The organism is Halanaerocella petrolearia (assembly GCF_054657875.1).
In genome coordinates this window covers 812497-838679 of the sequence record NZ_BAAHXW010000002.1, presented here as the reverse complement: position 1 = coordinate 838679, position 26183 = coordinate 812497, and the positions used below count along the sequence as shown (strand labels likewise).

Here is a 26183-nt window from a genome sequence, read left to right as displayed (position 1 = left end):
CTCCTCTACTAATTTTTAGTCTACTCTTTAATTAAAGAAAAGACATCATAGCCTTCTAACTGATCTCTACCATTTAGATCTTCTAACTCCATTAAGAAAGAAATTTCTACAATGTTACCGCCTAACTCCTCAATTAAATCAGTTGTAGCGTTAACAGTTCCTCCTGTAGCTAATAAATCATCTACAATCAATATATTCTGTCCTTCATCAATAGCATCTCTATGTAATTCTAAAGTATTACTACCATACTCTAAGTCATACTCTCTTGTTACAATATCACCTGGTAATTTACCTGGTTTACGAACTGGTACAAATCCTTTATTCATCTTTAAAGCCAAAGGAGCACCTACTAAAAAGCCACGTGCTTCAATTCCAATAACTAAATCTATCTCTTCATTATCATAACGTTCAGCCATTCTATCAATTGCTTCCTGATAAGCATTAGCATCCTTTAATAAAGTAGTAATATCTTTAAATTCAACACCTTCTTTAGGAAAATCTGAAATAGTTCTAATTTTATCTGTTAAATTCATTATTATGCTCTCCTTTCAGTTCTAAATAGTTCTAATTGATTAAATTTAATATTTCTTTTAATTGAGCAGTCAGTACAGAATTCTTAAATTGATTAAATCTTTCTCGCTGGACAACACATTCATTATAACGTATAGAACTATGCAAGTCTAGTTTATTCTTTGGTTGAGAGTTTAACTGAATCATACTTTCTAAATCTTTACTTCTAGTCAATAAATTGAGTTCAGCAAAGACTGCCAACCCAGTCTTAATTGTCTCTATCTGTACTAGACCTTTACTCCTTTGCTTTAACCTATCTAATAGTTCTTTATCAGATAGTTCAATATACCCCTGACCTTCTGTTAATTTAGATAAAAGAATGTATAATTCCTTCAATAATTCTCGATTAGGGGCCAATCCTGTCAGATGATTTTCAGCTTTTTCTAAATCTTGCTTATTATACAACAGATAAAGAGTAGCTTCATCTTGCTGCTTTAAATAACTAATCTGCTGTAGAAATTCAACCTGAGTTAAACTTGGTTGATAAAAGACTATATTCTTTAATCCTGGCAAAGATACTGCTGGGTTAAAATCAGGAGTAGCTACTAAAGCTCTTAATTGACCGCTAACAAATTGGTCTATTACTTGTTGCTGATCTTGAACTTCAAGCCCTGAGTTATAGAATAGAACTTGATCAGTTAACTCCTCTTGGCTATACCATAGATTAGAAGTTAAAGCTACACTCTTAGAATTATTAGAAACATAAATTAATGTCTGTTCTCCTTGATCTAGTATATCAGTTATATGCTCTAACTTCTCTCTATCAGTCAAATCACGTTTATCAACTACTTCAATCGGCTTGCCTTCTTTTTCACTCGATAAAGTAGTAGCTAATAATGTTACATCAGTAAAACTATCTCTAATTTTAGCTACTCTTGGTATTTGACAAGTAGCTAAAATCAAATTATCAACTTCATTATTAAGTATTTGTTGATAACAACTAATAAATTCGGGTGTAGCCAACAAAATATTGACTTCTCCTGCCTCTAAACCCGCCAATAAGGTCTGTTCTTCTTGGCAGGATAGAGCAGCATGTCCACGATAAACCTCTAATTCTTCTTTTAATAACCGATAGTCTCTTTCCACCATTCTTTTGTCAGGCCAGACAATTAATGATACTTGATTCTTACTGACCTGTCTACTAATAAAGTTATTAATCAAAAGTCTTCTTTCCACTTCCGTAGCTAAATTAACCAACCTATCTTCTCCTGCTTCTAAAGCAGTTAATACTTGTTGGTACTTAGCTGATAATTCATCATCTAAATTCTTACCTTTTTCTTTCTCTACTGACTGATTTAAATTTCTAGTAATAAACACTTTAATCTCTTGTTGTTTTAAATCAGCTATAAAAGCTCGATAATTGACCCCTACAGCAAGATAAGGGGCCAACTCTAGGGCCAACTTAGACTTAAGATAACCTACCACTTGCCCTTGAGTAGTCTGTAATTTAACTTCTAATTCCTGACTATTAGTCCAAACTAAAGTTAGCTCTTCTCTAATAGCTAATTTATCTATTATCTCTTGTTTAACTTCAACTAATTCAGTATAGAACCAATCTAAAGCAGTTGACCTATCATTATCTTCTGCTACTACAGTACTTTCTTTAGTTGCAGCAAGTTTATCTACTAATTTAGGAGCTGGCAGACTAATCTCCTTTACTTTAAGCTGGAGACTGATCTGTCCATTCCACTCATTCTCTTCTAGATTAAAGAGCAAATCTACTTTTTGATCAGCTAAAGTATCTTTTAAATGCCCTTGATTAAAAGCAATCCCATCTCTTCGCTGACCATCAGCCTGAACAGACAGCTTTAAATGCTCCTGATTACTACCAACTGCCCTTAGACTCTGCACTTGTAAACTTCTAGCCTGTAATACAGGACGTGGATTTCTATAACCAAAAGGTGCTAAAGCATCTAACTCTCTTATCAGAGCAAAAGAAAGCTCCTTTAATGCTACTCTTTCATCAACTCTTTGTCGCGGAACCAGATCATCCTCAGTCAGTTTCTGATTAGCATACTGGTTCAATCTCTTTCGAAATTGTTGAATATTCTCTTTTTTAATAGAGAAACCTGCTGCCTGTTTATGACCTCCAAAACTGATTAATAAATCTTGACATTCAACTAGTGCATCATGAATATTAAAACCTGGAATACTACGACAAGAACCTGGCCCGTCTCCTTCTTCCGTTAAAGCAATTAAAATAATTGGTCGATAGTACTTCTCTTGTAAGTCAGAAGCTACATTACCAATAACTCCTGAATGCCAGTTAGGAGAAGCTAAAACAACAACTCTCTCACTATCTAAATCAATATCACGAATAGCTTCCTCAGCTTCAGAAAAAATACGATCACTAATCTCTTTACGACGATTATTCATCTGATTTAACTTAGTAGCCAAACTTTGGGCTCGATTATAATCAGCAGCCAATAACATTTCAACCCCTGCCTCTGGTTGTCCTAGCCTACCAGCTGCATTGATTCGTGGAGCCAACTGAAAACCAATATTACCTGCTTTAATCTCTTTATTGCTATAACCAGCAATATCAACTAAAGCAGCTAATCCTGGCGCCTCTACCTGACTAATTTGATTTAACTGTTCTAAACCATAACTAGCTATAACTCTATTTTCACCTCTTAACGGAACAATATCAGCTACTGTTCCTAAAACCACTAGACTTAAATAATCAGTCAATGGAGACTGCTTACTATTATCTTCTAATTCTAATGCCAACGCCTGGGCCAACTTAAAAGCAACTCCTACACCACAGAGTTCTTGCCAAGGGTAAGTACATTCTTTCTGCTTAGGATTGATTATTGCTACTGCTGGTGGATTTTCTACTGCTGGAGTATGATGATCAGTAACTATTACATCTATTCCTTGCTCATTGGCATACTCTATCTGCTTGTGAGCTTTAATGCCACAATCAACAGTAATCAACAGTTCTGTACCAGCATCAACCAACTCTTCTACTGCTTGTAGATTCAAACCATAACCTTCTGTTAATCGATTAGGAATATAATAATCAACATTAGCATTTAATTGAGTTAAATAATCGACTAATAAAGAGGTACTAGTAATGCCATCAACATCATAGTCACCATAAACTACTATTTTTTCCTCTTTACTTATTGCTTCTTTAATTCTAGCTACTGCCTTTTTTACTCCTCTGAGTAAAAAAGGATTATGTAAATCAGTTAAATCAAAGTCTAAAAAATCCTTCACTTCTTTAGGATTAGTAAAACCTCGTCTAACTAATACCCTTGCTGTAATAGAACTAATATCTAAAGCCTCAACCAATCTCGTTACTAAGCCTTGATCTATCTCTTTAATCTTCCAAATTGTTTCCTGTTGCAAAATCTCCAGCCCCTAACTTATATTAATAGTTAACAGTTGACAGTTAAAATTAAAACAAAATTCAAAACATCTATAAGCTTTTTTACTGTAAACTGTACACTGATTAATGATTCCTGACACTGATTCCTCATAACTAAATAAAGAGCATTTATTATTTTAAATTCTAAACTATAGATTGTCAATTGTTAATTATTTAAAATCTACCTGATCTTAAAATAGAAATTACTACCCAAATTCCTAATATTACTGCTATTAGATAACCTGAAATCCCAATAACAGGGAAACCTAATAAGGTAGCCCCTTTATCAGTCAACATTACTAATGAGGAGCCAACAATCAAAGCCGAAACAATTAACGAAACTGATAACCGATTAGTTACAATATCTAGTTTGGAAATCAAATCATTTAAATCTACATGTTTCATTTTCACTTTCAGACTACCATCTTCTAATAAATGCATTACCTGTTGTAAATCTTCAGGAAAATCAGTTAAAACTTCTATCATATCTCTTAAATCTCTAAATAATCCTTTGACTAACCTTTTGGGATGATATTGCTCTTTTAATAGCTGATAAATAAAAGGTCTAGCTACTACTAGAATATCAAAATCTGGGGCTAAATTAGAAACTACACCTTCTATTGTAACTAATGACTTGGTTAGTAACGTAAATTCAGAAGGTAATCTAATCTTATAACGAAAAGCTAAATCTAATATCCTATTAATAATTGGCCCTAACTCTACCTCTTCTAAAGTAGCACCATAATAATCATCAACTAACTTGTAAAAATCACGTTGTAACTCTTTACGATCTATTTCATGAGTTACTACCCCTAATTTCAATAATTCTTTAACTGCTCGCTCAATATCTTTTCTAATTAAAGAAGTAAATAAAGTAGCTACTGCTTCTCTATCAGGACGGCTCAATTGACCTACCAACCCAAAGTCAATTAAAGCTAACTTATCGTTATCAGTAATAATTATATTTCCAGGATGGAGATCTCCATGAAAGAACCCATCAATTAAAGCCTGTTTCATAAAGGATTCAGTAATTATTTTAGCCATTTCTTTCTTAGTTGATTCAGATTCAAGTTGACGAATCCTACTTCCAGCAATAAATTCCATTGTTAATAATCGGCGAGTAGTAAATTCCCAAATAGGATCAGCTATCTTAATATCTTCTTCTTGGGCAAAGTTCTCCTTGAATTTACTGGCGTTACGTCCTTCAATTCTATAATCTAATTCTCGTTTAATCATCTTAGAAAAGTTCTCTACTACTTCTACTGGACTAAAGAAAGAATCTGTAAATAATCTGTTTTCTAATATTTGAGCCAGATTAACCATAATCTCTAAATCAGTTTCAACTCTACTCTCAATACCTTCTCTTTGTACTTTAACTACTACTTCTTCTCCATTCTTTAAGATGCCTTTATGTACCTGACCAATAGAAGCTGAAGCCAAAGGTGTAGCTGACAGTTCAGTAAAAAAATCCTGACAACTTCCTTCAAGTTCATCTTCTATTATAGCAACTACTTGCTTAAAGTCCATTGCTGGTACCTCTTCTTGTAACTTCTCTAATTCTTCTATGTAACGAGGAGGTAATAAGTCTGATCTAGTACTTAATAGCTGTCCTAGCTTAACAAAAGTTGGCCCTAACTCTTCTAATACTTTTCTTAATCTAATAGCACGTGTATCTTTATTCGGTCCAGAAGGATCTAAGTTTTTAAATCGCTTTCTTAAAGGTACAAAGTGATATAAATCCAATACTTCTACTAAATAACCAAAGCCATTTTTAATCAAGACCTCTACTATTTCTCGATAACGCTTGATATGACGATAACCTCTTGTAATTCCACGCAGCATTTAATCCACCATCCTAAAAAATCGTCATTAATAACCAACTAGTCATAACTAATGAAATTAACAAAGAAACAAGTGAACCTCCTAGCTGACCCAAAATAGTACCTAACCCTATTTGGACTGCTTCTTTAATCTCTCGTCCAGTTAACCACTCTACAATAACTGCTCCTAATAAAGGGCCAACTACTAATCCAATTGGTCCTAATAAGAAAGGAGATATTAATAAACCAGCTATAGCGCCTAATATACCATATCTACTACCACCAAAATATTTAACTCCTAAGAGACTGAATAGATATTCACTTAACTCAGCCAATCCACTTAACAGAATCAAACCTACAATTAATTGCCAACTAATAACTTGCCAGCCAACATTAAAACCATAAACTAGTGCTGCTAAAACAATTAAAGGAGTGCCAGGAAGACCAGGTAGCAGTGTTCCTAACACTCCTAAGCTTGAAATTATGGCTATAACCACTTTAACTGTCATCAACTTCTATACCTTTCTGCCCTTCTTCCTGTTCTAATTCCTGCTCTAATGACTTTACTTGTAACTCTAGTTTTCTAATCTTCTCTTCTAACTCTTTAATTTTTCCTTCATCTTGTAGGTTATTCTTTAGCTCAGACTTGACCTTTTCTTTTAATTCTTCTCGTTGTTTTTGAGCATCAGCAACCATTTGATCTACAAATTCTGCTGCTTCTTTTCGACTCATCTTACCTTGCTCAACTAAATCATCAACTATCTCTGTTAATTTATCTTTAGTCAAAAACAAAGCTCCTAATCCAGTTACCATTAACTCACGAAATACCTTCTTCATCAAATCACCTCCACCAATATATATCTATTCTTATTATATCATCTTAATTAATTATTCCCAATCTTCCTCTTAATAATGTAAAAAAGCCCTAGCCATAAGTGACTAGAGCTTAAAGGTTACATCTGTCTCTTCATTTTATCTCTTTCATTCCAAGCTACTAAAATTGGACTAGCAACAAAGATAGAAGAATAAGTTCCTGATAACATACCAATTAATAAGGCCAACATAAAGTTTTGAATAGTAGCCCCACCTAAGAATATAATAGCTAAAATTGGCAATAAAGTAGTTAAAGACGTATTAATAGACCGTGGTAATGTCTCTAGAATAGCTTGATTATTTAATTCAGCAAAAGTGTCACTACGTTTAGCAAATCTTAACTTTTCTCTAATTCTATCAAAGATAACAATTGTATCGTTAATAGAATAACCTACAATTGTCAATAACGCTGCCACAAAAGGACTATTAATCTCTGGACCTAACAAAGAAAAGACTGTTATTACAATTAAGACATCATGTAATAAGGCCATTAGTGCAGCAATAGAGAATCTAAATTGGAATCTAAAACTAATATAAGCCACGATAGCTATTGAAGCAACAACTAAAGCCCAAAAAGCTTTATTCCTTAATTCTTGTCCAATAGTTGGGCCAACTACAGAAGTTCGTAACATATTAGCAGATGGATAATCTGTTTCTACTTTTTCTTGTAAAGCAACTACCTTATCATGTTCTAACTGCTGAGTTCGAATTAAGATACCATTCTCACCAGTCTCTTGAACTCTACTCTTCTTATTTAAACCAAATTCAGATAAAATATCTCGAACCTCTTCTGTTGTCACCTGTTTATCAAACTGAAACTCCATAATTGTACCACCAGTAAAATCTATACCTAGATTCATACCTTGCATTAGAATAGAAATTAATCCAATGGTAATTATGACACCTGAAATTGTGAACCATAACTTTCTTTTTTCTATAATCTCCACATCCATTACCCCCTTGACCAGCCAAGCAATTTATCTTGCTGTAATAAGTCTCTATCTAAAGCTAAATTAACTAGCATTCTAGTTACTACAATTGCTGTAAACATACTAGCTATAATACCAATACTTAAAGTAATAGAAAATCCTTTAATAGTACCTGTTCCAAAGTAAGCTAAAATAGCTGCAGTGATTAAAGTAGTTACATTAGAATCTAAGATAGTTCTAAAAGCTCGTTTAAAACCAGCATCAACTGCTGCTTTAATAGTCTTACCTGCCTGATACTCATACTTAATTCTTTCGAAAATAATAATATTTGCATCAACAGCCATTCCTATTGATAATAGTAACCCAGCAATACCAGGTAGAGTTAAAGTAGCATTTAAACCAGCTAAAGTACCTAATACAATTACTGAGTAAAAGACTAAAGCAATAGCTGCTAAAAATCCTGGTAACCTATACATTAGAGTCATAAAAGAAACAATTAAGATCAAACCAATAATTCCAGCTTTTACACTCTTGTTAATTGAGATTTGACCTAAAGTTGGCCCTACTGTTCGATTTTCAATTACTTCAACTGGTACTGGAAGAGCACCTGCTCTAAGTAATAATGCATCTTGTTGTGCCTCTTCAAGGTTTTTATATCCTGTAATACTGGCTTTACCAGCAGTAATTGGCTCATTTACTCTAGGATTAGTTAATAATTTATCATCCAAATAAATTCCAATCCTATTTCCTACATTATTTCTAGTTACTTCAGCAAACTTTCTCTCGCCTTTATCAGTAAATATAACCTGAATAACAGGTTGGTTAAACTGACCACCAAAGCGAGCATTTGCTTCTTGTAAATACTCACCGCTCATTAATACATTCCCAGCTTCATCTTTAAACTTTAGCTGAGCAGTCTTACCAATTGTTTCAATTGCTTGATTAGGATTTTTAATCCCAGGTAACTCAACAATAATTCGCCGTTCACCTTGACGTTGAATTACTGGTTCAGTTAATCCCATCTCATTAACACGACGATTAATAACACTCATAACCCGTTGCATAGACTTATTATTAACTTTAGATGTTTCAGTATCTTTCGCTTCTAAAACAACATGAGTTCCTCCCTGTAAATCAAGCCCTAAATTAATACTTTCATTTAGTGGATAGAGAAAATATGCTGCTAATAATAGTAAAGCTATCATACTAAATACTTTTCCGAATCGTTTCTGCTTCCAGTTCATATTCTTTCCCCTTCCTTATAATGCTATAATATAATCAGTCTAACATGTTCATTATATCTTTTTTATAGGGAACTTGTCAATTAATTGCTATGGCTACAGTTTCATAATCTCTTTATTACTACATTATAATATTTTGGCTTCATTAATAAGTAAGTGAAAGCGGCAATCTAAAACTTCAGCTGCCTTCCTCGACATGACCATTCTGTCTAAAAAGATTTCGAAATACTCCATCACTAGACTAACTTCTGTATCAATCTCTACATCTAATGTAATTGTCTGCTCTTTTTTATCTACTCTAACATCAGAACCTTTAGCTGCATAATTAACTCGATCATGAATATCAAAAGTAGCAACCTCTTTATTCCTAACTCGTGTATGATGAACATCAGACTTATCTGCAATAACTAAAGCTGCAGTTATATCATCAACTGGAGCTCCATCACGATGATCATGGTTTCCTACTGCTCCCATAATAATTCCAACTTCATCATAATTCATTCCCATCTCTGTCAATATTCTTTCTACTAATATCCCAGATGTATGGGCATGATCTGATCGATTAACTATATTTCCTATATCATGCAAATACCCAGCCAATTGGACCAACTCCACCTTACGTTGAGAATAATCTAACTCTTTTAAAATCTGTCCAGCTACTTTAGATACCATTCCAGCATGTCTAAATCCATGCTCAGTATATCCTAAACTATCTAACTGCTTATCAGCTCGTTCTATGTAAGACTTAACCCGATGATCTTGTTTAACATCTTCTACAGTAATCTGCGCCACAATTGTCCCCTCCTTTTTCTCTCTTTTTTAGTATAATAATTTAAACTTAAGCTATTCAACTAAATCAAAAAAAGAGGTTATAACAACTTCTTTAGTACTTGTAAAGCTTTATCGTAATGTTTGGTGTCCTTAGCTACAACATAGATTAAATCTCCCTTCTTTATACCATAGCTTGTTCCTTTATACTTAATAGCCTTACCAGGCAATTTATCTGTAGGTACTTTAGCTAAACCTCCTTGAGAAGCAAGCACTTTAAACTCTTCAGCTGGTATTAAAAATAAATCAGGTTCATCATCTGCTCCATAAAGGATTAGTAACTTCTTCATATAAAATTTTTTAGGAGCAACTATCCTACTTACTTCTATTTCTTTTATATTTATAGATTCAGTTCTATCTTTTAAACCACTTCCTAGCCAATGCATTATCTTAATTTGATTCTGGTCAGTATTATTTTGGCTACTACAAGCTGTTAGTAAGAGACACATAATAAAAATAACTACTGTTAATTTTTTCATATTAACCCTCCTGTATCCAGTATAATTTATACTATTAATAATTGCAATAGTGAAAATAATAATAAAAAACTCCTTACCAAAGGAGTTTTAAATATTGAAATCAACTACTTTTAAGTTTTTAAGGAGAAAGAATCAATTCTTTAACTATATCAAACCATAAATCTTCTTCTTTAATTACTTTTAATCCTGCTTCTTCAATATTGTTCATAGTCTCTCGATTGATATTAGCTCCCCACATCCAGAGACTCATCCAATTAATTGAATCCATTAAATAACCAACAGGCTCTTTTTCTGTTCTCATATGTTCTAACATTAAGATCTGTCCATTAGGTTTGCAGACTCTTTTCAACTCTTTTAATCCTTTGATAGGGTCAGGAACAGAACAGAAGACACATGTAGTGACAATTACATCAAAAAAATCATCTTCAAAATCAAGATTTTGAATATCCATTTCAAATAATTTAACTTCTGCCTGTGATTGCTTAACCTTTTTGGCTGATTCTTTTAACATCCGTTTACTAAAATCAATTGCATAAGCTTCAATTCCTGCTGGATAATAAGATATATTCTTTCCTGTTCCTACACCTGCTTCTAACAGATTAATCTTTTTACCATTAGTTATCTTTGCAACTTGTTGCCACAATTTTTGTCGCCAACTTCCCATCTTCCCTTGTTCCATCATTGCCTCACAGATATCATAAACTGGAGCAATTCGATTATATCTCTTCTTAATTTTTTTAGTTTCAGTCTTCTTCATAACTATTACCTCCATTTAAACTATTAATTTGGTGGCAATAAATCACTGAGAAAATTTAGATATAACATCCATTAATTCATCAATAACTTCTTCACTATCTTCTCCTTCACTTATCACCTTACTAACACAACCATGGGTATGAGACTCTAAAATAGACATTCCTACCTTATTTAGCGCTCCTTCAATAGCAGCAATTTGAGTTAAGATATCAACACAATATTTATCATTATCTATCATTCTTTGAATACCTCGAACTTGGCCTTCTATTCGCTTCAATCTAGTTATTAAGTCTTGTTTATTACCACTATATGAATGCATCAGACTACCTCCTCAAATTATTATTTTATAATATCTGTTATTCTAGGTTTAATATTCGTCTCATTACTTACTATTCTTATTATTATAATTGAGAGTATTAAAAATCCTATTGCACCTATTGCACCTGAATTTTCAGCAATTTGTGCCATAAAGTAATCTCCAAGAAAGTAACCTACTACTATACTTACTAGTGGAAATAAATAAACTAATAAAGCAGCAGATACAATACTCCTTCCAGTCATCTCAAATTGCACCCTCTGTCCTGGTTGAGCTCCAATCTGATTATCCACTTCAACTATTAGATCATCTACTTCATGTTCATGCTCTTCTCCTGCTAAACCACATTCTTTATCACAATTATGACAGGCTGAATGGCGTTGAATCTCAACTACAGCCATTTCACCTTTAGTTTCAATAACCTTTCCTATTTCTTCCATAAATCTCCACCTCATCTTTTTATTTTAAATTAGCAACTAATGAATTATTATATCAAAAAGGGATAGGATTTAAAATCCTACCCCCTTACTAATATCTTATTAACAAGATATTAACTTCTTCTATGCAGAAACTTCTACAGGTTCATATCCAGCTTCTTCAACGGCTGCTTTAAGATCAGTACCATCTACATCTGTAGCTAATTCTACAACAGCTTGATTATCATCTGCACTTACATCAGCAGATTCTACTCCACTAATAGCTTCTAAAGCCTCCTTTACACGACCTGCACAATGACCACATGTCATTCCTTCAATTTTAATTGTCTTCTTCACTTGAATCCCTCCTTTATTAGTTTGGCTTTCACCTTGATTTAATTTATATTCAGGCTCAAAGCCTTTTAACCTTAAAGCATTAGTTAAAACTGAAACTGAACTCATTGACATTGCTCCAGCAGCAATCATTGGATTAAGCATTGGCCCTCCAAAGATATACAATAGACCTGCTGCAACTGGAATACCTGCTGTATTATAAGCAAAAGCCCAGAATAAGTTCTGCTTAATATTTCTAATTGTAGCTTTACTTAATTGAATTGCTGTTACAACATCCAATAGATCATCCTTCATTAATACTATATCAGCTGATTCCATAGCAACATCTGTTCCAGAACCAATAGCCATTCCAATATCAGCTTGGGCCAAAGCTGGGGCATCATTAATACCATCACCAACCATAGCCACCTGATTTCCTCCATCTTGTAGCTTTCTTACTTCATTTGCTTTATCTTCAGGTAGCACTTCAGCTCGAACAATATCTATACCTACTTCTCTTGCAATAGCATTAGCTGTTCTCTCGTTATCACCAGTAATCATAGCAACTTCAATACCCATCTCATGAAGTTTTTTAATTGCTTGAGCACTATTGTCTTTGACTGTATCAGCTACAGCAACAATACCTGCTATTTCACCTTCAACAGCCATAAACATTGGTGTCTTACCTTCATTGGCTAATTTATCAGATTCTTCTTGTAAAGAAATATCTATATCATTATCATCCATCAACTTTTTATTTCCAAATAAGATATTCTGACCTGCAACATCTACTTCAATACCATGACCAGGTATAGCTGCAAAATTATCAATATCTTTAAATTCTAATTCCTTTTCTTCAGCATCTCTTACAATAGCTTCACCTAATGGATGTTCTGAACCTTTCTCTGCTGAAGCTGCTAAAATTAACAATTCATCATCTGCATACTCTTCAGTAGTTATAACATCAGTAACTTCTGGTTTTCCTTCTGTAATTGTACCAGTCTTATCAAAGACAATTCGCTCTGTCTGATAAGTAGTTTCTAGTGGAACTCCGCCTTTGATTAAAACTCCATTTTCTGCTCCTTTACCAGTCCCAACCATAATAGCTGTTGGAGTAGCTAAACCTAAAGCACATGGACAAGCAACAACTAATACAGAAATAAAGATAGTTAAGGCAAATACTCCAGTAGCACCAGCTAAGTACCAAGCTAAACTAGACACGATAGCAATTCCAATTACAGCTGGCACAAAGTAAGCTGCAACAATATCAGCCATATTAGCTATTGGCGCTTTAGAACCTTGTGCTTCTTCAACTAACTTAACAATCTGGGCTAAGGCTGTATCCTTACCAACTTTGGTAGCTTTAAATTTAATAGTTCCATTCTTATTAATACTGGCCCCTACTACTTTATCTCCTTCTTCTTTCTCAACTGGGATACTTTCACCTGTCAACATCGATTCATCAACAGAAGTATGTCCTTCAACTACAGTTCCATCTACAGGAATCTTTTCTCCTGGTTTAACTAGCAGGATATCTCCTTCTTCAACCTCTTCAATTGGAATTGTCATCTCTTCACCATCATGGATTACAGTAGCAGTCTTAGCTTGTAAATCCATTAATTTCTTAATTGCTTCTGATGTCTTACCTTTAGAGACTGCTTCTAAGTAATTGCCTAATAAGATTAAGGTGATAATAACTCCTGCACTTTCAAAATATAAGTTATTAGCATACTCTATATTACCACCATAAATTTCTACTATACCATATAAGCCATATACTATAGCAGCAGAAGTACCAATAGCTATTAGAGAATCCATATTAGGGTTTCCTCTAAATAATGACTTAAAACCAACTGTATAGAATTCATAACCTGCTATTGCTGCTGGAATAGTTAATAACAACTGAATTACAGCAAAGTTTAAGGGATTGACTTCTGGATTTATAATCTCTGGAATTGGCATTCCAACCATATGGCCCATTGAGATATAGAATAATGGAATTACAAATACTGCTGAAGCAATAAACTTCCTTAATAAAGTCTGTATCTCATTCTGTCTCCGTTCTTGTTCTGCATCAACCTGCTCACCAGCCTCAATTTCTAATGGTTCATATCCAGCATCTGTAATTGCTGCCTTAATCTCTGAGATTCTAGTCTGGTCAGGATCATATCTTACATTTGCTTTTTCTGTAGCAAAATTAACATTTACTTCATCAATTCCATCTAGTTTATGAATCTCTTTCTCTGTTGCTGCTGCACAAGAAGCACAACTCATACCTCCAACAGGAATTGTAACCTCTCTTAATTCTATATCATCTTCAGCTTCATATCCGGCATCTTTCACTGCTTGTTTAATATCATCTAGTGTGGCTGAAGAAACATCAAATTCTACATTTAGCTTTTCTGTAGCAAAATTAACATTTGCCTCTTTAACACCATCTATTTCATCTACACCTTTTTCAACGGCTTGAGCACAAGAAGCACAACTCATACCTAAAATCTTTAGGGATTCTTGTCTCAACCCTTTAGCATCTGCCATTCTTCCCCCTCCTTTTATTTTATTATTTCTAAAAATAGAAAAATTATTTTTATAAATACCCCCTAAGGGTACCATCTCTGCATAAATAATAACATACTAAAATTAACCTGTCAAGATAACCTATGAAATTAATAGATGTTATTAGCATAAAGTACAACTTCAGGTCGAGATTAAGATCAAGAAAACCAAAAAACCTAAACCTCAGCCTTGACCTTAAAATCTAATATTACCCATACCTATATAGGGTATATATAATAGAAAAGTATCTATACTTCTATTATACTGAACAAGTGGTTTCTAATAATCTCTACTATTTTACTCGGTTATATTATATGCAACAAAACTTATTCTGTCAATATTTTCATCTGGTTATTCGAATTATCAAATATAATTAATTATACTTTAAACTCTTCCACTTTATCATCTAAATTTTGAGCAAAATCCTTTAACTGGTCTGAAGAAGTTGCTGTATTTTTAGCACTTAGGGATAAACCTTGAATAATTTCATTAATAGTTTTTGTATGATCTACAATCCTTTCTAGTTTATCTACTTCCTCTTTTGTTACTGACTTAACACCTAACATCTGCTGGGCTATATCTTCAATATTCTCTTTAATCTGATTAAAATCATCTACTGTTTCTAAAGTACTTGTAGTACCTTTTTTAATTAGTTTATAGTTTTGATTACTATTTTTGACTGCTTTTTTTGTTTTCACCTGTAACTTATTAATTAACTCTTCAATATTTAATGTTGATTTCTTAACATCATTAGCTAACTTTCTAATCTCTTCTGCAACTACTGCAAAGCCTTGCCCTTCCTTATCTGACCTAGCTGCTTCTATTGCAGCATTTAAAGCCAAAATATTAGTTTCTTCAGCTATGTCATCTATAGTCTCAATAACTTCATTTATTTCTTGAGCACTATCATCTACTTCATCTATAATCTGGTTTAATTCTAAAGTTCTCTTATCTATTTTCTCCATATCCTGAACTAATTGACTATTATCTTCTGCTCCTTTAGTAGCTAAATCACTAGTTTTAGTAGTAACTTCTGTAATATATTCAATGTCTTGTTTTGTCTCTTCGATTAAATTATTAAATTCTTGAATCAAGTTTAAATTCTCTTCTACACTGACTGCTTGAGTATCTGTAATAGCCGCTACTTCTTGAGAGATGGCACTTAATTCTTGACTGGCACTATTAACCTGCTCAGATTCTTGGTCTATATTAACAATCAATCCTCTTAAGCTTTCTGTCATCCAATTAAAGATATTAGCCAGTTCTTCTATCTCATCTCTTGTATTAACTTCAATAGTTGTAGTTAAATCACCATTAGCAATTTCTTTAGCTCCTTTAATTAGTCTTTTAATAGGAACAGTAATCAACCATGTAATTACTAAACCTAATAAAGTTACTACTACTCCCATAATAACTACACTTTTTAATAAAAAATCATTTAATTCAGTAGCTAATTTATCTACCTGGTTAGTATGTTGCATCATATCTGATACAACAGGTTTTAGCTCTTGAGTAGTAAGGTTATCGATATTTTTTAAATCATCATGTTGGGTATCTAATTTCTCTAACACATGATTTAATTTGGTTAAATGGTGATTACCATAATAGACTACTCCTCCTAAAAATAAAACAACTATTACAGAACAAGTCAATAATTTAGTCATCAAATTAATCTTTAGCCTTCGCATTATCTTTCCTCCTTATTTTCTAATTATGAGTATAAGTTTATGTAAATTAGAGCAGAAAAACTGCTCTAATTAATAAACTACCTTTGTGCAATAAGATAGATACCAAGTCCTATAAGAACTACAACTGTTAAAGGACTAATGAATATACTCTCGCCAAACCACCTATTTCCCTTTTCCTCTTGCTTCATTTCTTCTGTCTCTTCATCAATATTTCGTCTTGGATCATCTTGAATCTTCTCCTTATATTCTTCACCAGGTGACTGGTCTGGACTATCTTCAGGCTGTCCTCCATTTTGAGCTAAAGCTACAACTGGTAGCAATAATAGAGTAGTAATTAAGATGATACTTATAGTTTTCTTCATAACTCTTCCTCCTTTTATTATTATCTTGTACACTTTGCTAAAATAATATAGAAGAAAAATTATTATTACTCTATAATTTTTAAAACTTAATCTTAAGCTGATATTTAGATCTTTAAAATTTACTATATCCTTGTTAATCTAATAAAGTTAAAATATTAATAAAAAGCCACCTGAGAAGGTGGCTTTAATCTAAAAATCAGATTATTTTATATCTACCAACCCATCATGCCACCATTACCATGCATTCCTCCTAGACCACCCATATGACCTCTAGGTCCTTGTGGTCCTCTTCTCATCATTCCATAACCATTCATCATACCATATCGTCCCATCATTGGCCCAAAGCCCATCATACCATAATTATAACTACCCATTCTCTGTAATTGCTCATTAGATAGAATACTTCTTAAGTCTAAACGCATTTCAGTTCTTAAGTTAGACATTTTGTTTCTTAACTGAATAACTTGATTCTGTAATTCAACTATTTCATCTCGACTAACATCCTTATCTAAATAAACTTCTCTTAATTCATAATTTTTATCTCTTAATTCATAAGCAACATCTCTCATTTGATCATAATACTTATCTTGTAACTCTCGAATCTGATCTTGCTGATTAGCTGATAGACCAAGCTGGTCCTGATAATAATCTACTCCATTGTTATATCCTTGACCTTGATTTACATTACCTTGGTTTCCATTAGTACTATGTCCTCCACCATGAGCAAAAGCAATAGCCGCAAAGCTTAATACCAACATCATTATCAAACCTAAACTCAAAGTCTTCTTCATAATTATCTCCTCCTATTAAGTAATATAGTCGTGAGTCATGTGTCATGAGCCAATTCAAAAAAATAATCTAATTTTCATAAAAATTTTTATTTTAAAGGTGTTGAACTATTTTATAGCTTTGGTTTCGAACTAACTCATAGCTCATAACTCATAGCTAACGACTTATCTTGTACTCATAGTATATAGAGTAAATATTAAGAAAGTATTAAGAAAGTAATAAATTTTTTTAAAATCTTAATTTAAAAGATAAAAAACCACCTATAAAAAGGTGGCTAATATCTATTATGAAAAAAGCCCTGCTACATAATCAGAAGATGGTTTAGAAATCAGTTCTTGAGAATCACCTTGTTGAACTATCTTCCCATCTTTTAATACTACTATTTTATCAGCTATACTCATAGCATCATCTTTATCATGAGAGACAAAAATAGAAGTTATTCCAGTCCGTTTAATAATCCTTCTTAGTTCTTCTCTAATTTTTGACTGTAGATTTGCATCAAGACTACTAAATGGTTCATCCATCACTATCAATGAAGGATCTATTGCTAATGCTCTTGCCAAAGCTACTCTCTGTTGCTGCCCTCCACTAATTTGATGAGGATATCTATCTTTTAGCTCCTCTAAGCCAATCAATCTCAATACTTCCTCTAACTTCTTTTCTTTATATTCTTCACTCTTATCCTTTACGCCAAATAATATATTTTCTGCTACTGTCATATGAGGGAATAGAGCATAATCCTGAAATACCATCCCTACCTCTCTTTCTTCAGGAGATACAAAAACATCATTATTAACTACTGTATTATTATTAATCTTTATAATACCCTTAGTAGGTTCTTCAAGCCCAGAGATTAACCTTAAAACTGTACTCTTTCCACTACCACTCTCTCCTAGAATACAGACTATATCTCCTTTTTCTACACTAAAGGTAAAATCTGTTAGAACATCTGTTTTAGAATTTCTATATTTAAAATTCAGATCTTTAATTTCAACAAACATTTTACCCCTCCTTACTTCCTAATTTGTGAATGTAATATATAGCAGTACTACAAATTAATATTATAATCATAGATAATACAGCCGACTCATGTATCATTTCATTGCCTGCATATTCAAAAGCTTTACTAGCTAATGTATCAAAATTGAAGGGTCTCAAGATCAAAGTTAGAGGTAATTCTTTTAATACTTCAATTAACACAAGTAAAAAGCCACTAATAATTGCAGGTTTAATCATAGGTAGATCAACTTTAAAGAAGGTCTCAGTTATTCCCTTTCCCAGAGTACGTGATGCTTCAAAGAAACTATCTCCTACCTTATCAAAACCTGACTCAACAGAATTATATCCAATACCTAAAAACCTGATTATATATGCAAAAATAAGCATTATTATACTTGACCTCAATGAAATATTCATTTTATTATCTAAGGTTATAAAAAATAATAAGATACCAACAGCTATAACAGCTCCTGGAATTGAATAACCAAGTATTGCAACTTTTGAATATAATTTAGAGATTATATTCTTATTAATCCTTGCAGTATTAGCAATGATTACTGCTATAATAATAATCAGTGCTGAAGATAATAAAGCAACAGATAGAGAGTTAAGAGAGAAAACAATAAACTCTAAATCTAATATTTCAGCATAACTTAACCAACTCCAATGAAGAAGTTGTAAAGTAGGTATTAAAAAGCCAATACTAAAAATTAAAGAACAGAACCCTGAAACTAGATAAGCATTTATTCCAGATAGTTTCTGACGAGAAACAGGTCTTACTTTTGTATTACTATAACTGAACCTTTTATCTCCTCTAGAAAACTTCTCTATTAATAAAACTCCAAAAACAAAAAGCATCAATAAGGCAGATAACTTTACTGCTGAATTTAAATCTCCCATTGCAAACCATGTCTTAAAGATAGCAGTACTAAAAGTTGAAATACCAAAGTATTTTACAACTCCATAATCATTTAAAACCTCTAAAAGCACTAAACTGACTCCTGCAACAATAGCCCCTCTAGAGATTGGTAAAACAACATGCCAAAAAATCTCAAAAGGACTTCTTCCTAAAGTTCTGGCTGACTCTACTAAAGAAGCAGACTGCTTTGATAGAAATGACCTTGTTATAATATAAACATAAGGGAATAGAAAGATTGTATAAATAAATATTGCACCTTCTATTGTCATTATATCAAAGTAAGCTTGATTTAGTTGTACACCAAAATTTCTTAAAAATGTCTGGATCACTCCAGTATAATTTAATAAACCAGTATATGTATAAGCACCAATATAAGGTGGAATAGCTAAAGGAAGTATTAGCCCCCATTTAAAGAAATCACGTCCAGGAAACTTATATTGTGTAACAAACCAAGCTGGTAATAAACCGATAAAAATTGAAAAAACACCTGTAAATAAAACTAGAATAGTCGAATTTATTACATAGTCCTTTAAAAGATATTCCTTTATATGCTGCCAATTTTCACTTGCTGGCTTAAAGATATTTATTAAAATATTAAAGTTGGGAATTAAAACAAGCAATACAATAAAAAAACTTAACACTGACCATATATTAAATAAAGATCTAAAATCTCTCTTTTTCAACAATTGTAATCACCTACCTGTTAAAAAAAGCAGTCAATTAATTGACTGCTTTTTTAAGATTAATTATTGCCATCCTACTTTATTAAAGATTTTAACTGCTTGCTGGTTGTATTCTCCTAATTTAGTTAAATTGATATCCTGAGCTTCAAAGTCACCCCATGATTTTAATAAATCTGAAGCTTCTACATCTTGATTTGCAGGATATTCATAATTAGCATTAGCAAATATTTTTTGTGCTTTCTTACTTGATAAGAATTCTATTAATTTAATAGCATTCTCTTTATGTTTAGCATATTTAGTGAGACCAATTCCACTTACGTTAATATGTGTCTTCTCTGGAAAGAAGACTCCTAGCTTTTCTGCTGCTTCTACTTCTTCTGGATTAGAAGAGTTTAACATTCTTCCTAGGTAATAAGTATTCATAATTGCTAAATCACCAACACCTGCAGCAACAGCTGTAGCTTGAGCTGTATCATTGCCTTTAGGTCTTCTAGCCATATTATTTACAATTCCTGCCGCCCATTCTTTAGCAGCTTTCTCACCTTTTAAAGTAATAAAAGAAGCTAATAAAGATTGATTATAGATATTTAATGAAGTTCTTGCTAATATTCTATCTTGCCATCTCTTATCTGTCAGGTCTTCATATGTAGATAATTTTGATATATCTACTCTATCTTTTGCATAAGCTATAATTCTAGCACGAACAGTTAGTCCAAACCACTGATTACCTTGATCTCTTAGGTTAGCTGGTATATTATTAAATAATTCCTTACTATTAACAGGCTGTAATAGATCTTTTGTCTTGGCCCGATGTAATCTACCAGCATCAGAAGTAATTAATACATCAGCTGATGTAGATTGACCGCCTCTTTCTATTCTTTCAATTAATGCATCAGCACGACCTTTTAACACATTTACCTTAATACCTGTTTCTTCTTCAAATTGTTTATATAAATTCTCGTCAGCCTCATAATGCCTACTAGTATAAACATTAACCACACCTTTATCTTCGCCTAATAAAAAATCAAAAAAGCCAGCCGAAGCTGTTGAAACTATAACTGTACTTAGGATTAAAACCAAAGCTAATACAAATAATGATTTTCTCATTGACGTCATCATCTCCTCTTAATTTAATTCTTTAATTTATACTTTTATTAAAATAATATAAATTAACTCATAAATGAAATTGAAAGTAATTTTCAGTTTCATAATAAATTATAGTAAAACATATCTAATCTGTCAAGATTTGATTTTACTTCTTTATTTACTTTATATATTAAGAATTAATTAAGATATGATATTTAATTAAAGTTTTCTAACAAACAAATCTTTTCGTTTTAAAATTAAATATAAAGGTAACGAGGGCAGGAAAAGCCAGGAAGACTTTTCCTTTTTTGTGGAAGAAATTAAAAGTCAAATTAAAAATTTGACTAATAAGAATACTAAAGTAGATAATAACCATAATATATATCTACTCAAGTCACCGTTATGTGCTTTACTTAAGTTGGCCCCTATATAATCAAAAGCTTTCCCTAACATAGGATAGTAGTCTATATTACTTTCTGAATGAGGATGAGGTTCTATCAAATCATGGGCCAACTTAAATATAACTAAGGCCAGCAAAGTTGGTTGCAAAGACTTCCAGATATAATAGAGTGAAAAAGGTTTCAACTTAATCTTTTGATTAAAAAAGCTAGTTACTAGACCAGGCTTAATTCCAATTACCATAATTACAACTGTAATTACTCCCATACCTAATAACATTGAATTACTTGGTCTCTGTTTAACCTTTATCTCCTGATCATTTTCTCTAAAAAAAGCAAAGTAAGTTACCTTTAAGAAAGATAGCGAGGTTCCAATTCCTGCTAGATATAATCCCCAAGTCAAAATAGGATTACTGACTCCTTTTTTGATTAATAATTTACTGATATGACCACTAAAGATAGGAACTCCAGCAATTGATAAGGCTGCTACTAGAGCATAACAAGTAGTTAATGGCAGTTTTTTATATAATCCACCTAGATCAACTAAGTCTTCTTTTTCTGTTGTATAAATAACTACTCCAATAACCATAAATAATAACCCTTTATACAAAACATTATTAACTAAATGAAGAATTCCACCTGCCATACCAAGCGAAGTTCCAACTCCAATTGCAGTAATCATATAACCTATCTGACTAATAATATGATAAGATAATAACTTTCGCACTTTAGTCTGTTTAAGAGCCAAAAACACTCCTAAGATAGCAGTAATAACTCCGGCATAACTTAAATTGACTTCACCTAATAAACGATATAAAGCATATACTCCTACCTTGGTAGTATAAGCCGACAATACCACACTAATATAAAAAGGAACATTAGCATAGTTTTTAGGTAACCAAGTATGTAAACCAATAAAGGCCAATTTAATACCTACAGCTAAAACAAAGAAAGGTAGTCCATATTCTACACTAGTCAATACTATACTTTCTGTAGCATTATACTGTAATAATATCCCCCATAACAGACTAACTGCCCCTACCATATGCATCATAAAATAATAATAACTTGTCTGTTTAGTAATTGGTTTCTGCTTATTAAAGATTAAAAAATAAGAACTAATAGTCATAATTTCCCAGAAGATATAAAAAGAGAAGAAATCTCCTACAAATAAAATAGCTACTGAAGCCCCTATATAGATTTGAGATAATATATAATATTTTGTATCTGCTACTTGTAAAGAGTAAATAGTACTACAGAGTCCAAAAAAAGCAAAAACTAATCCTACTAATTTACTAATATTAGTTACATTTAATAAGACCAAATCGAAATCTAAAAAAGGCACTACCAACTCTTGTGTAATTGATAAATTATAAATTATGCCTATTACTAACAAAGAATTAGCTATTGCTAACAACTGTCTCAATTTATCTTCTGTAAAATATAACAGCAAAGCACCAAAGAAATAGATCAATCCTGGATTAGCCATAAATACCCTCCCTAAAATAAGTTAATATAAAAACTTCTATTAATAAGAGCTTCTGAAGTTTCTATTATAAATTGAAAAAAGAAATTAGGAAATATCCCTAATAATAAACATGAAAGCGATAATATTAAAGTAGGAACTTTTAAATTCCAAGGTATCAATGTCAGATTAGATCGATTGTTAGACTGACTATATATCTTAACAATTACTTTTAAATAATAAATTAATGACCATAAACTACCAACTAAAATTAAAAAAGCGGGAATTACATAATCAGCTTCCAAAACAGCCTGCACAATTAACCATTTACTTATAAATCCATTAAAAGGAGGTAACCCAATAATAGCTAAAGCTGCTATAGTAAATGACATTGATATATAGGGTAAATTCCAAGCTATTCCTTTAATGTCCTCCAGTCTATCACTCTTAATATTATAGATAAAAATACCAGTAGCTAAAAAGAGAGTACCTTTCATTACTATATGATTAAGCAAATGATAATTTCCTGCTATAATACCTTTATTATTTCCTACTGCAAATGCCATAATAATATATCCCATATGTGCAATACTAGAATAACCTAATAATCGTCTTAAAGTATCCTGTTGATTAGCCAATAAATGTGCTACCAAGAAAGTAACTGCCCCCCAATAAATTAGAAGAGTAGTTAAATTAGCTTTTATAAACTCAACTCCATAAAATAAATACATGATTCTCATAAGAGCATATAATGAAGTTTTAATTACAACACCTGACGATAACGTGCTAAATGTAACTAAAGCATTACTATAAGCATCTACTAGCCAACTATGTAAAGGAATAAGAGCAAACTTAGTAGCAAAACCGAATAAATAAAAGACTATAATAGTAACTTGAATCATATTCGATACACTTTTAAATTTAATAGCCACTTGGGCCAAATTTAATGTTCCAGTAGAAGAATAAACTAAGATTGTAGCCAATAAAATAAATATTCCACTAATTGAACCCAATATTAAGTATTTGAAAGAAGCTTCAATATTCTTATCTTCTCTACTTAGAGCAGTCAAAGCATAAGATGTGATAGATACTATTTCAAAAAAGACATATAGATTAAATAAATCACCTGTTAAGACCATTCCCATAGCCCCAGTCAGCAATAATAAAATAAGAATATAATATTTAATACTACTCTTTTGAATATAACTTATAGAATAAATTATCACTATATATGATAAAATCCCAATTAATAAAACAAATAAAGCTGAAAAAGAATCAACTACAAGACTGATTCCTAGTGATGAATTCCAGCCACCTAAATTATAAATTAGAGGTTCTTTTATTGCCTTAGCAACTACTTTGAATACTAAAAGCAGATGAAGTGTAGAGCCTAACATTAAAATAATATTAATATACTTCTTAAAATAAAACTTTACTAATCCTAAAGAAAAAGCTATCAGTAATGGTAAGATTATCACCCAGATAATAAGGCCCATTTTTCTCCTCCTAACAATAATTTAGAATAATTGCTTGGCTCTAATAGAAACTTGGATATCTGCTTAATAGTAATTAATACTAACTTTGGTTGAAAAGCCAATAATAAACAAGCAATTGATAAACAGACTGTAGGTAATACTAATCTTAAAGATACTGCTATAATTTTAGCTTGATAGTCTAAATTAGTATATAGCAACCTAATAATCTTCAGATAATAAATTAAGGATAGAATACTACCAAGTGGAATAAAAGCTGCCGGTATTATAAAGTTAGCCTCTATAGCAGCATTAGTCAACAACCACTTACTGATAAAAGAATTGAAAGGAGGCAAACCCACTATATTTAAAGCAGCAATAGTAAAGATAAAAGAATTAAGAGGTAACTGATATGCTATTCCCTTTAAATCATAGATATTACTCTTTCCAGTTTTAAAAACAAAGATACCAGCAGTTAAAAATAATAATCCTTTAACTACAGCATGATTAATTATATGATATACACTTGCCTCTAGTCCTGCCACATTAAATAATCCAATTCCTATCATAATATAACCAATTTGAGAGATGCTTGAATAAGCCAAAACCCTTTTTAAGTTCTTCTGTTGATAAGCAAGTAAATGTCCTACAAGTAAAGTCACTACTCCAATATAAGTTAATATAATATCTAAATCCAATGCTAATAACTCTTGTAGTCTAAATAACGTAAATAAATTCCTTAGTAAAGCATATAAATAAACTTTAATTACAACTCCAGACAGTAAAGCACTAATCGGAGATGGAGCTGCTGGGTGAGCATCTGGCAACCAACTATGTAACGGAACTAAAGCAAATTTAGTCCCAAATCCAACTATAAATAGAGCTAAGATTATCTTTTTTGTAATCTCTGGAATAGATTGACTTTGCACAACCAACTGGGCCAAATTTAAGGTTCCAGTACTATGATAAATTAGTATAATGGCTAATAACACTAATACACCACTAATAGAACCTAAAATCATATATTTAAAACTTGCTTCAATAGAAATATCCTTCTTTTCAAAGGCTACTAAGGCATAAGAAGTAATTGAAGTTAGTTCTACAAAAACATATAAATTAAATAAATCACCTGTAGCTACTAAACCTATCATTCCAGTAATTAATAATAATAATAACATATAATACTTTCTTTGCGATTCTCTAATATAATCTAGAGAATAGTAAATAATTCCTAGAGAAATGAAAGTAATTAAAGTTATCAATATTCCACTCAAAGGATCTATAACTAGGTTAATGCCAAGTTTAGAATTCCAACCACTTAAATTATATACAACAGGGTTCTTTATAACCTCTAATAAAGTATTAATTGCTAATAATAAATTAACTCCTCCACTAATAACTGTAACTATTCTCATAAGCTTAGCAGAATATAAATCAATAATAAATAGACTAAATGCAGTTATTAAAGGGATTAATAAAAGCCAGATAGGTTCCATTAACCACTCAGCCTCCTAATTTCACTAATATCCAAGGTATTATACTTTTTGTTAAGTTTTACTGTTAAAAATAACATTAAAGCAGTCATACTGGCCCCGATTACAATTGCTGTTAGAGCCAAAGATTGTGGAATGGGATCAACAATAGTTTGATAATGCTGATCAATAATTGGAGCTGTTCCTTCTGGTTTATAACCTACAGTAAGTAACAATAAAATTAGAGAGCTCTCCATAACATTAATCCCTATAATTATTTTGATTAAATTTTTATAGGTTAAGACTGTATATAAACCTAAAGAGAAGAGAATGATTACTGTAAAATAGATTACTTTCACT

At 31.9% G+C, this 26183-nt stretch carries 23 protein-coding genes; all 23 read right to left on the bottom strand.

The annotated features are described in order from the left end of the window. Positions 1-20: 20 nt before the first annotated feature. The 23 genes from ACYQ39_RS11395 to ACYQ39_RS11285 all read right to left on the bottom strand — a co-directional run bounded on the left by ACYQ39_RS11395 (position 21) and on the right by ACYQ39_RS11285 (position 26182). Positions 21-533, bottom strand: coding sequence for an adenine phosphoribosyltransferase (locus ACYQ39_RS11395; protein WP_459843159.1), 513 nt, complete (start codon positions 531-533; stop codon positions 21-23). Positions 534-564: 31 nt separating this feature from the next. Further along, positions 565-3924, bottom strand: coding sequence for a single-stranded-DNA-specific exonuclease RecJ (recJ, locus tag ACYQ39_RS11390; protein ID WP_459843157.1), 3360 nt, complete (start codon positions 3922-3924; stop codon positions 565-567). A 193-nt stretch (positions 3925-4117) separates the two neighbouring features. After that, positions 4118-5785 carry an ABC1 kinase family protein gene (locus ACYQ39_RS11385; RefSeq protein WP_459843155.1) on the bottom strand — a complete coding sequence of 556 codons (1668 nt, stop codon included), beginning with the start codon at positions 5783-5785 and terminating at the stop codon, positions 4118-4120. Between the two features lie 13 nt (positions 5786-5798). Next, positions 5799-6272 carry a DUF456 domain-containing protein gene (locus tag ACYQ39_RS11380; RefSeq protein ID WP_459843153.1) on the bottom strand — a complete coding sequence of 158 codons (474 nt, stop codon included), beginning with the start codon at positions 6270-6272 and terminating at the stop codon, positions 5799-5801. Continuing rightward, positions 6262-6600 (bottom strand): phasin family protein, encoded by a 339-nt coding sequence (locus ACYQ39_RS11375; RefSeq protein ID WP_459843151.1) that lies wholly within the window; start codon positions 6598-6600, stop codon positions 6262-6264. Before ACYQ39_RS11375 ends, ACYQ39_RS11380 begins: the two co-directional genes overlap by 11 nt. A gap of 116 nt (positions 6601-6716) precedes the next feature. Continuing rightward, positions 6717-7589, bottom strand: a complete 873-nt coding sequence (gene secF / locus ACYQ39_RS11370; RefSeq protein ID WP_459843149.1) for a protein translocase subunit SecF — start codon at positions 7587-7589, stop codon at positions 6717-6719. Further along, on the bottom strand, positions 7589-8809 hold the full coding sequence (gene secD, locus ACYQ39_RS11365) for a protein translocase subunit SecD (protein WP_459843147.1): 1221 nt from the start codon (positions 8807-8809) through the stop codon (positions 7589-7591). The genes secF and secD overlap by 1 nt, the downstream gene beginning before the upstream one ends. 123 nt (positions 8810-8932) lie before the next feature. After that, complete coding sequence (locus ACYQ39_RS11360; RefSeq protein ID WP_459843145.1) at positions 8933-9598, bottom strand: HD domain-containing protein; 666 nt, start codon at positions 9596-9598, stop codon at positions 8933-8935. 77 nt (positions 9599-9675) lie between these two features. Beyond that, entirely contained in the window at positions 9676-10113 is a 438-nt protein-coding gene (locus ACYQ39_RS11355; RefSeq protein ID WP_459843144.1) for a hypothetical protein, read from the bottom strand. Positions 10114-10231: 118 nt separating this feature from the next. Further along, the gene (locus ACYQ39_RS11350) at positions 10232-10870 is read right to left on the bottom strand and encodes a class I SAM-dependent methyltransferase (RefSeq protein WP_459843142.1); all 639 of its coding nucleotides are present in this window, start codon (positions 10868-10870) and stop codon (positions 10232-10234) included. A 42-nt stretch (positions 10871-10912) separates the two neighbouring features. Then, positions 10913-11188, bottom strand: coding sequence for a metal-sensitive transcriptional regulator (locus ACYQ39_RS11345; protein ID WP_459843140.1), 276 nt, complete (start codon positions 11186-11188; stop codon positions 10913-10915). 20 nt (positions 11189-11208) lie between these two features. Beyond that, complete coding sequence (locus tag ACYQ39_RS11340; protein WP_459843138.1) at positions 11209-11625, bottom strand: SoxR reducing system RseC family protein; 417 nt, start codon at positions 11623-11625, stop codon at positions 11209-11211. A 120-nt stretch (positions 11626-11745) separates the two neighbouring features. Then, positions 11746-14472, bottom strand: coding sequence for a heavy metal translocating P-type ATPase (locus ACYQ39_RS11335; RefSeq protein ID WP_459843136.1), 2727 nt, complete (start codon positions 14470-14472; stop codon positions 11746-11748). Positions 14473-14867: 395 nt separating this feature from the next. Continuing rightward, entirely contained in the window at positions 14868-16178 is a 1311-nt protein-coding gene (locus ACYQ39_RS11330; protein WP_459843134.1) for a methyl-accepting chemotaxis protein, read from the bottom strand. Between the two features lie 77 nt (positions 16179-16255). Next, positions 16256-16540, bottom strand: a complete 285-nt coding sequence (locus tag ACYQ39_RS11325) for a hypothetical protein (protein ID WP_459843132.1) — start codon at positions 16538-16540, stop codon at positions 16256-16258. 212 nt (positions 16541-16752) lie between these two features. Further along, complete coding sequence (locus ACYQ39_RS11320; RefSeq protein WP_459843130.1) at positions 16753-17331, bottom strand: Spy/CpxP family protein refolding chaperone; 579 nt, start codon at positions 17329-17331, stop codon at positions 16753-16755. A gap of 282 nt (positions 17332-17613) precedes the next feature. After that, positions 17614-18330 carry an ABC transporter ATP-binding protein gene (locus tag ACYQ39_RS11315; RefSeq protein ID WP_459843128.1) on the bottom strand — a complete coding sequence of 239 codons (717 nt, stop codon included), beginning with the start codon at positions 18328-18330 and terminating at the stop codon, positions 17614-17616. 1 nt (position 18331) lies between these two features. Beyond that, a complete protein-coding gene (locus tag ACYQ39_RS11310; protein ID WP_459843126.1) occupies positions 18332-19933 on the bottom strand; it encodes an ABC transporter permease in 1602 nt (533 codons plus the stop codon). Positions 19934-19993: 60 nt separating this feature from the next. Beyond that, complete coding sequence (locus tag ACYQ39_RS11305) at positions 19994-21037, bottom strand: Fe(3+) ABC transporter substrate-binding protein (protein ID WP_459843124.1); 1044 nt, start codon at positions 21035-21037, stop codon at positions 19994-19996. Positions 21038-21343: 306 nt separating this feature from the next. Continuing rightward, positions 21344-22903: a proton-conducting transporter transmembrane domain-containing protein gene (locus ACYQ39_RS11300; protein WP_459843122.1), complete on the bottom strand. Its 1560-nt coding sequence runs from the start codon at positions 22901-22903 to the stop codon at positions 21344-21346. Positions 22904-22914: 11 nt separating this feature from the next. Continuing rightward, entirely contained in the window at positions 22915-24375 is a 1461-nt protein-coding gene (locus ACYQ39_RS11295) for a complex I subunit 5 family protein (protein ID WP_459843120.1), read from the bottom strand. Continuing rightward, the gene (locus tag ACYQ39_RS11290) at positions 24354-25847 is read right to left on the bottom strand and encodes a complex I subunit 5 family protein (protein WP_459843119.1); all 1494 of its coding nucleotides are present in this window, start codon (positions 25845-25847) and stop codon (positions 24354-24356) included. Before ACYQ39_RS11290 ends, ACYQ39_RS11295 begins: the two co-directional genes overlap by 22 nt. After that, a complete protein-coding gene (locus ACYQ39_RS11285; RefSeq protein WP_459843117.1) occupies positions 25847-26182 on the bottom strand; it encodes a sodium:proton antiporter in 336 nt (111 codons plus the stop codon). Before ACYQ39_RS11285 ends, ACYQ39_RS11290 begins: the two co-directional genes overlap by 1 nt. Position 26183 lies beyond the last annotated feature (1 nt).

What these genes read in the sequence shown, in the direction of transcription:
- ACYQ39_RS11395 (WP_459843159.1), bottom strand. Translation starts at nt 533, where the DNA reads ATGAATTTAACAGATAAAATTAGAACTATTTCAGATTTTCCTAAAGAA.
- ACYQ39_RS11385 (WP_459843155.1), bottom strand. Translation starts at nt 5,785, where the DNA reads ATGCTGCGTGGAATTACAAGAGGTTATCGTCATATCAAGCGTTATCGA.
- ACYQ39_RS11380 (WP_459843153.1), bottom strand. Translation starts at nt 6,272, where the DNA reads ATGACAGTTAAAGTGGTTATAGCCATAATTTCAAGCTTAGGAGTGTTA.
- ACYQ39_RS11375 (WP_459843151.1), bottom strand. Translation starts at nt 6,600, where the DNA reads ATGAAGAAGGTATTTCGTGAGTTAATGGTAACTGGATTAGGAGCTTTG.
- secF (WP_459843149.1), bottom strand. Translation starts at nt 7,589, where the DNA reads ATGGATGTGGAGATTATAGAAAAAAGAAAGTTATGGTTCACAATTTCA.
- secD (WP_459843147.1), bottom strand. Translation starts at nt 8,809, where the DNA reads ATGAACTGGAAGCAGAAACGATTCGGAAAAGTATTTAGTATGATAGCT.
- ACYQ39_RS11355 (WP_459843144.1), bottom strand. Translation starts at nt 10,113, where the DNA reads ATGAAAAAATTAACAGTAGTTATTTTTATTATGTGTCTCTTACTAACA.
- ACYQ39_RS11350 (WP_459843142.1), bottom strand. Translation starts at nt 10,870, where the DNA reads ATGAAGAAGACTGAAACTAAAAAAATTAAGAAGAGATATAATCGAATT.
- ACYQ39_RS11345 (WP_459843140.1), bottom strand. Translation starts at nt 11,188, where the DNA reads ATGCATTCATATAGTGGTAATAAACAAGACTTAATAACTAGATTGAAG.
- ACYQ39_RS11340 (WP_459843138.1), bottom strand. Translation starts at nt 11,625, where the DNA reads ATGGAAGAAATAGGAAAGGTTATTGAAACTAAAGGTGAAATGGCTGTA.
- ACYQ39_RS11335 (WP_459843136.1), bottom strand. Translation starts at nt 14,472, where the DNA reads ATGGCAGATGCTAAAGGGTTGAGACAAGAATCCCTAAAGATTTTAGGT.
- ACYQ39_RS11330 (WP_459843134.1), bottom strand. Translation starts at nt 16,178, where the DNA reads ATGCGAAGGCTAAAGATTAATTTGATGACTAAATTATTGACTTGTTCT.
- ACYQ39_RS11325 (WP_459843132.1), bottom strand. Translation starts at nt 16,540, where the DNA reads ATGAAGAAAACTATAAGTATCATCTTAATTACTACTCTATTATTGCTA.
- ACYQ39_RS11320 (WP_459843130.1), bottom strand. Translation starts at nt 17,331, where the DNA reads ATGAAGAAGACTTTGAGTTTAGGTTTGATAATGATGTTGGTATTAAGC.
- ACYQ39_RS11315 (WP_459843128.1), bottom strand. Translation starts at nt 18,330, where the DNA reads ATGTTTGTTGAAATTAAAGATCTGAATTTTAAATATAGAAATTCTAAA.
- ACYQ39_RS11305 (WP_459843124.1), bottom strand. Translation starts at nt 21,037, where the DNA reads ATGAGAAAATCATTATTTGTATTAGCTTTGGTTTTAATCCTAAGTACA.
- ACYQ39_RS11300 (WP_459843122.1), bottom strand. Translation starts at nt 22,903, where the DNA reads ATGGCTAATCCAGGATTGATCTATTTCTTTGGTGCTTTGCTGTTATAT.
- ACYQ39_RS11295 (WP_459843120.1), bottom strand. Translation starts at nt 24,375, where the DNA reads ATGGGCCTTATTATCTGGGTGATAATCTTACCATTACTGATAGCTTTT.
- ACYQ39_RS11290 (WP_459843119.1), bottom strand. Translation starts at nt 25,847, where the DNA reads ATGGAACCTATCTGGCTTTTATTAATCCCTTTAATAACTGCATTTAGT.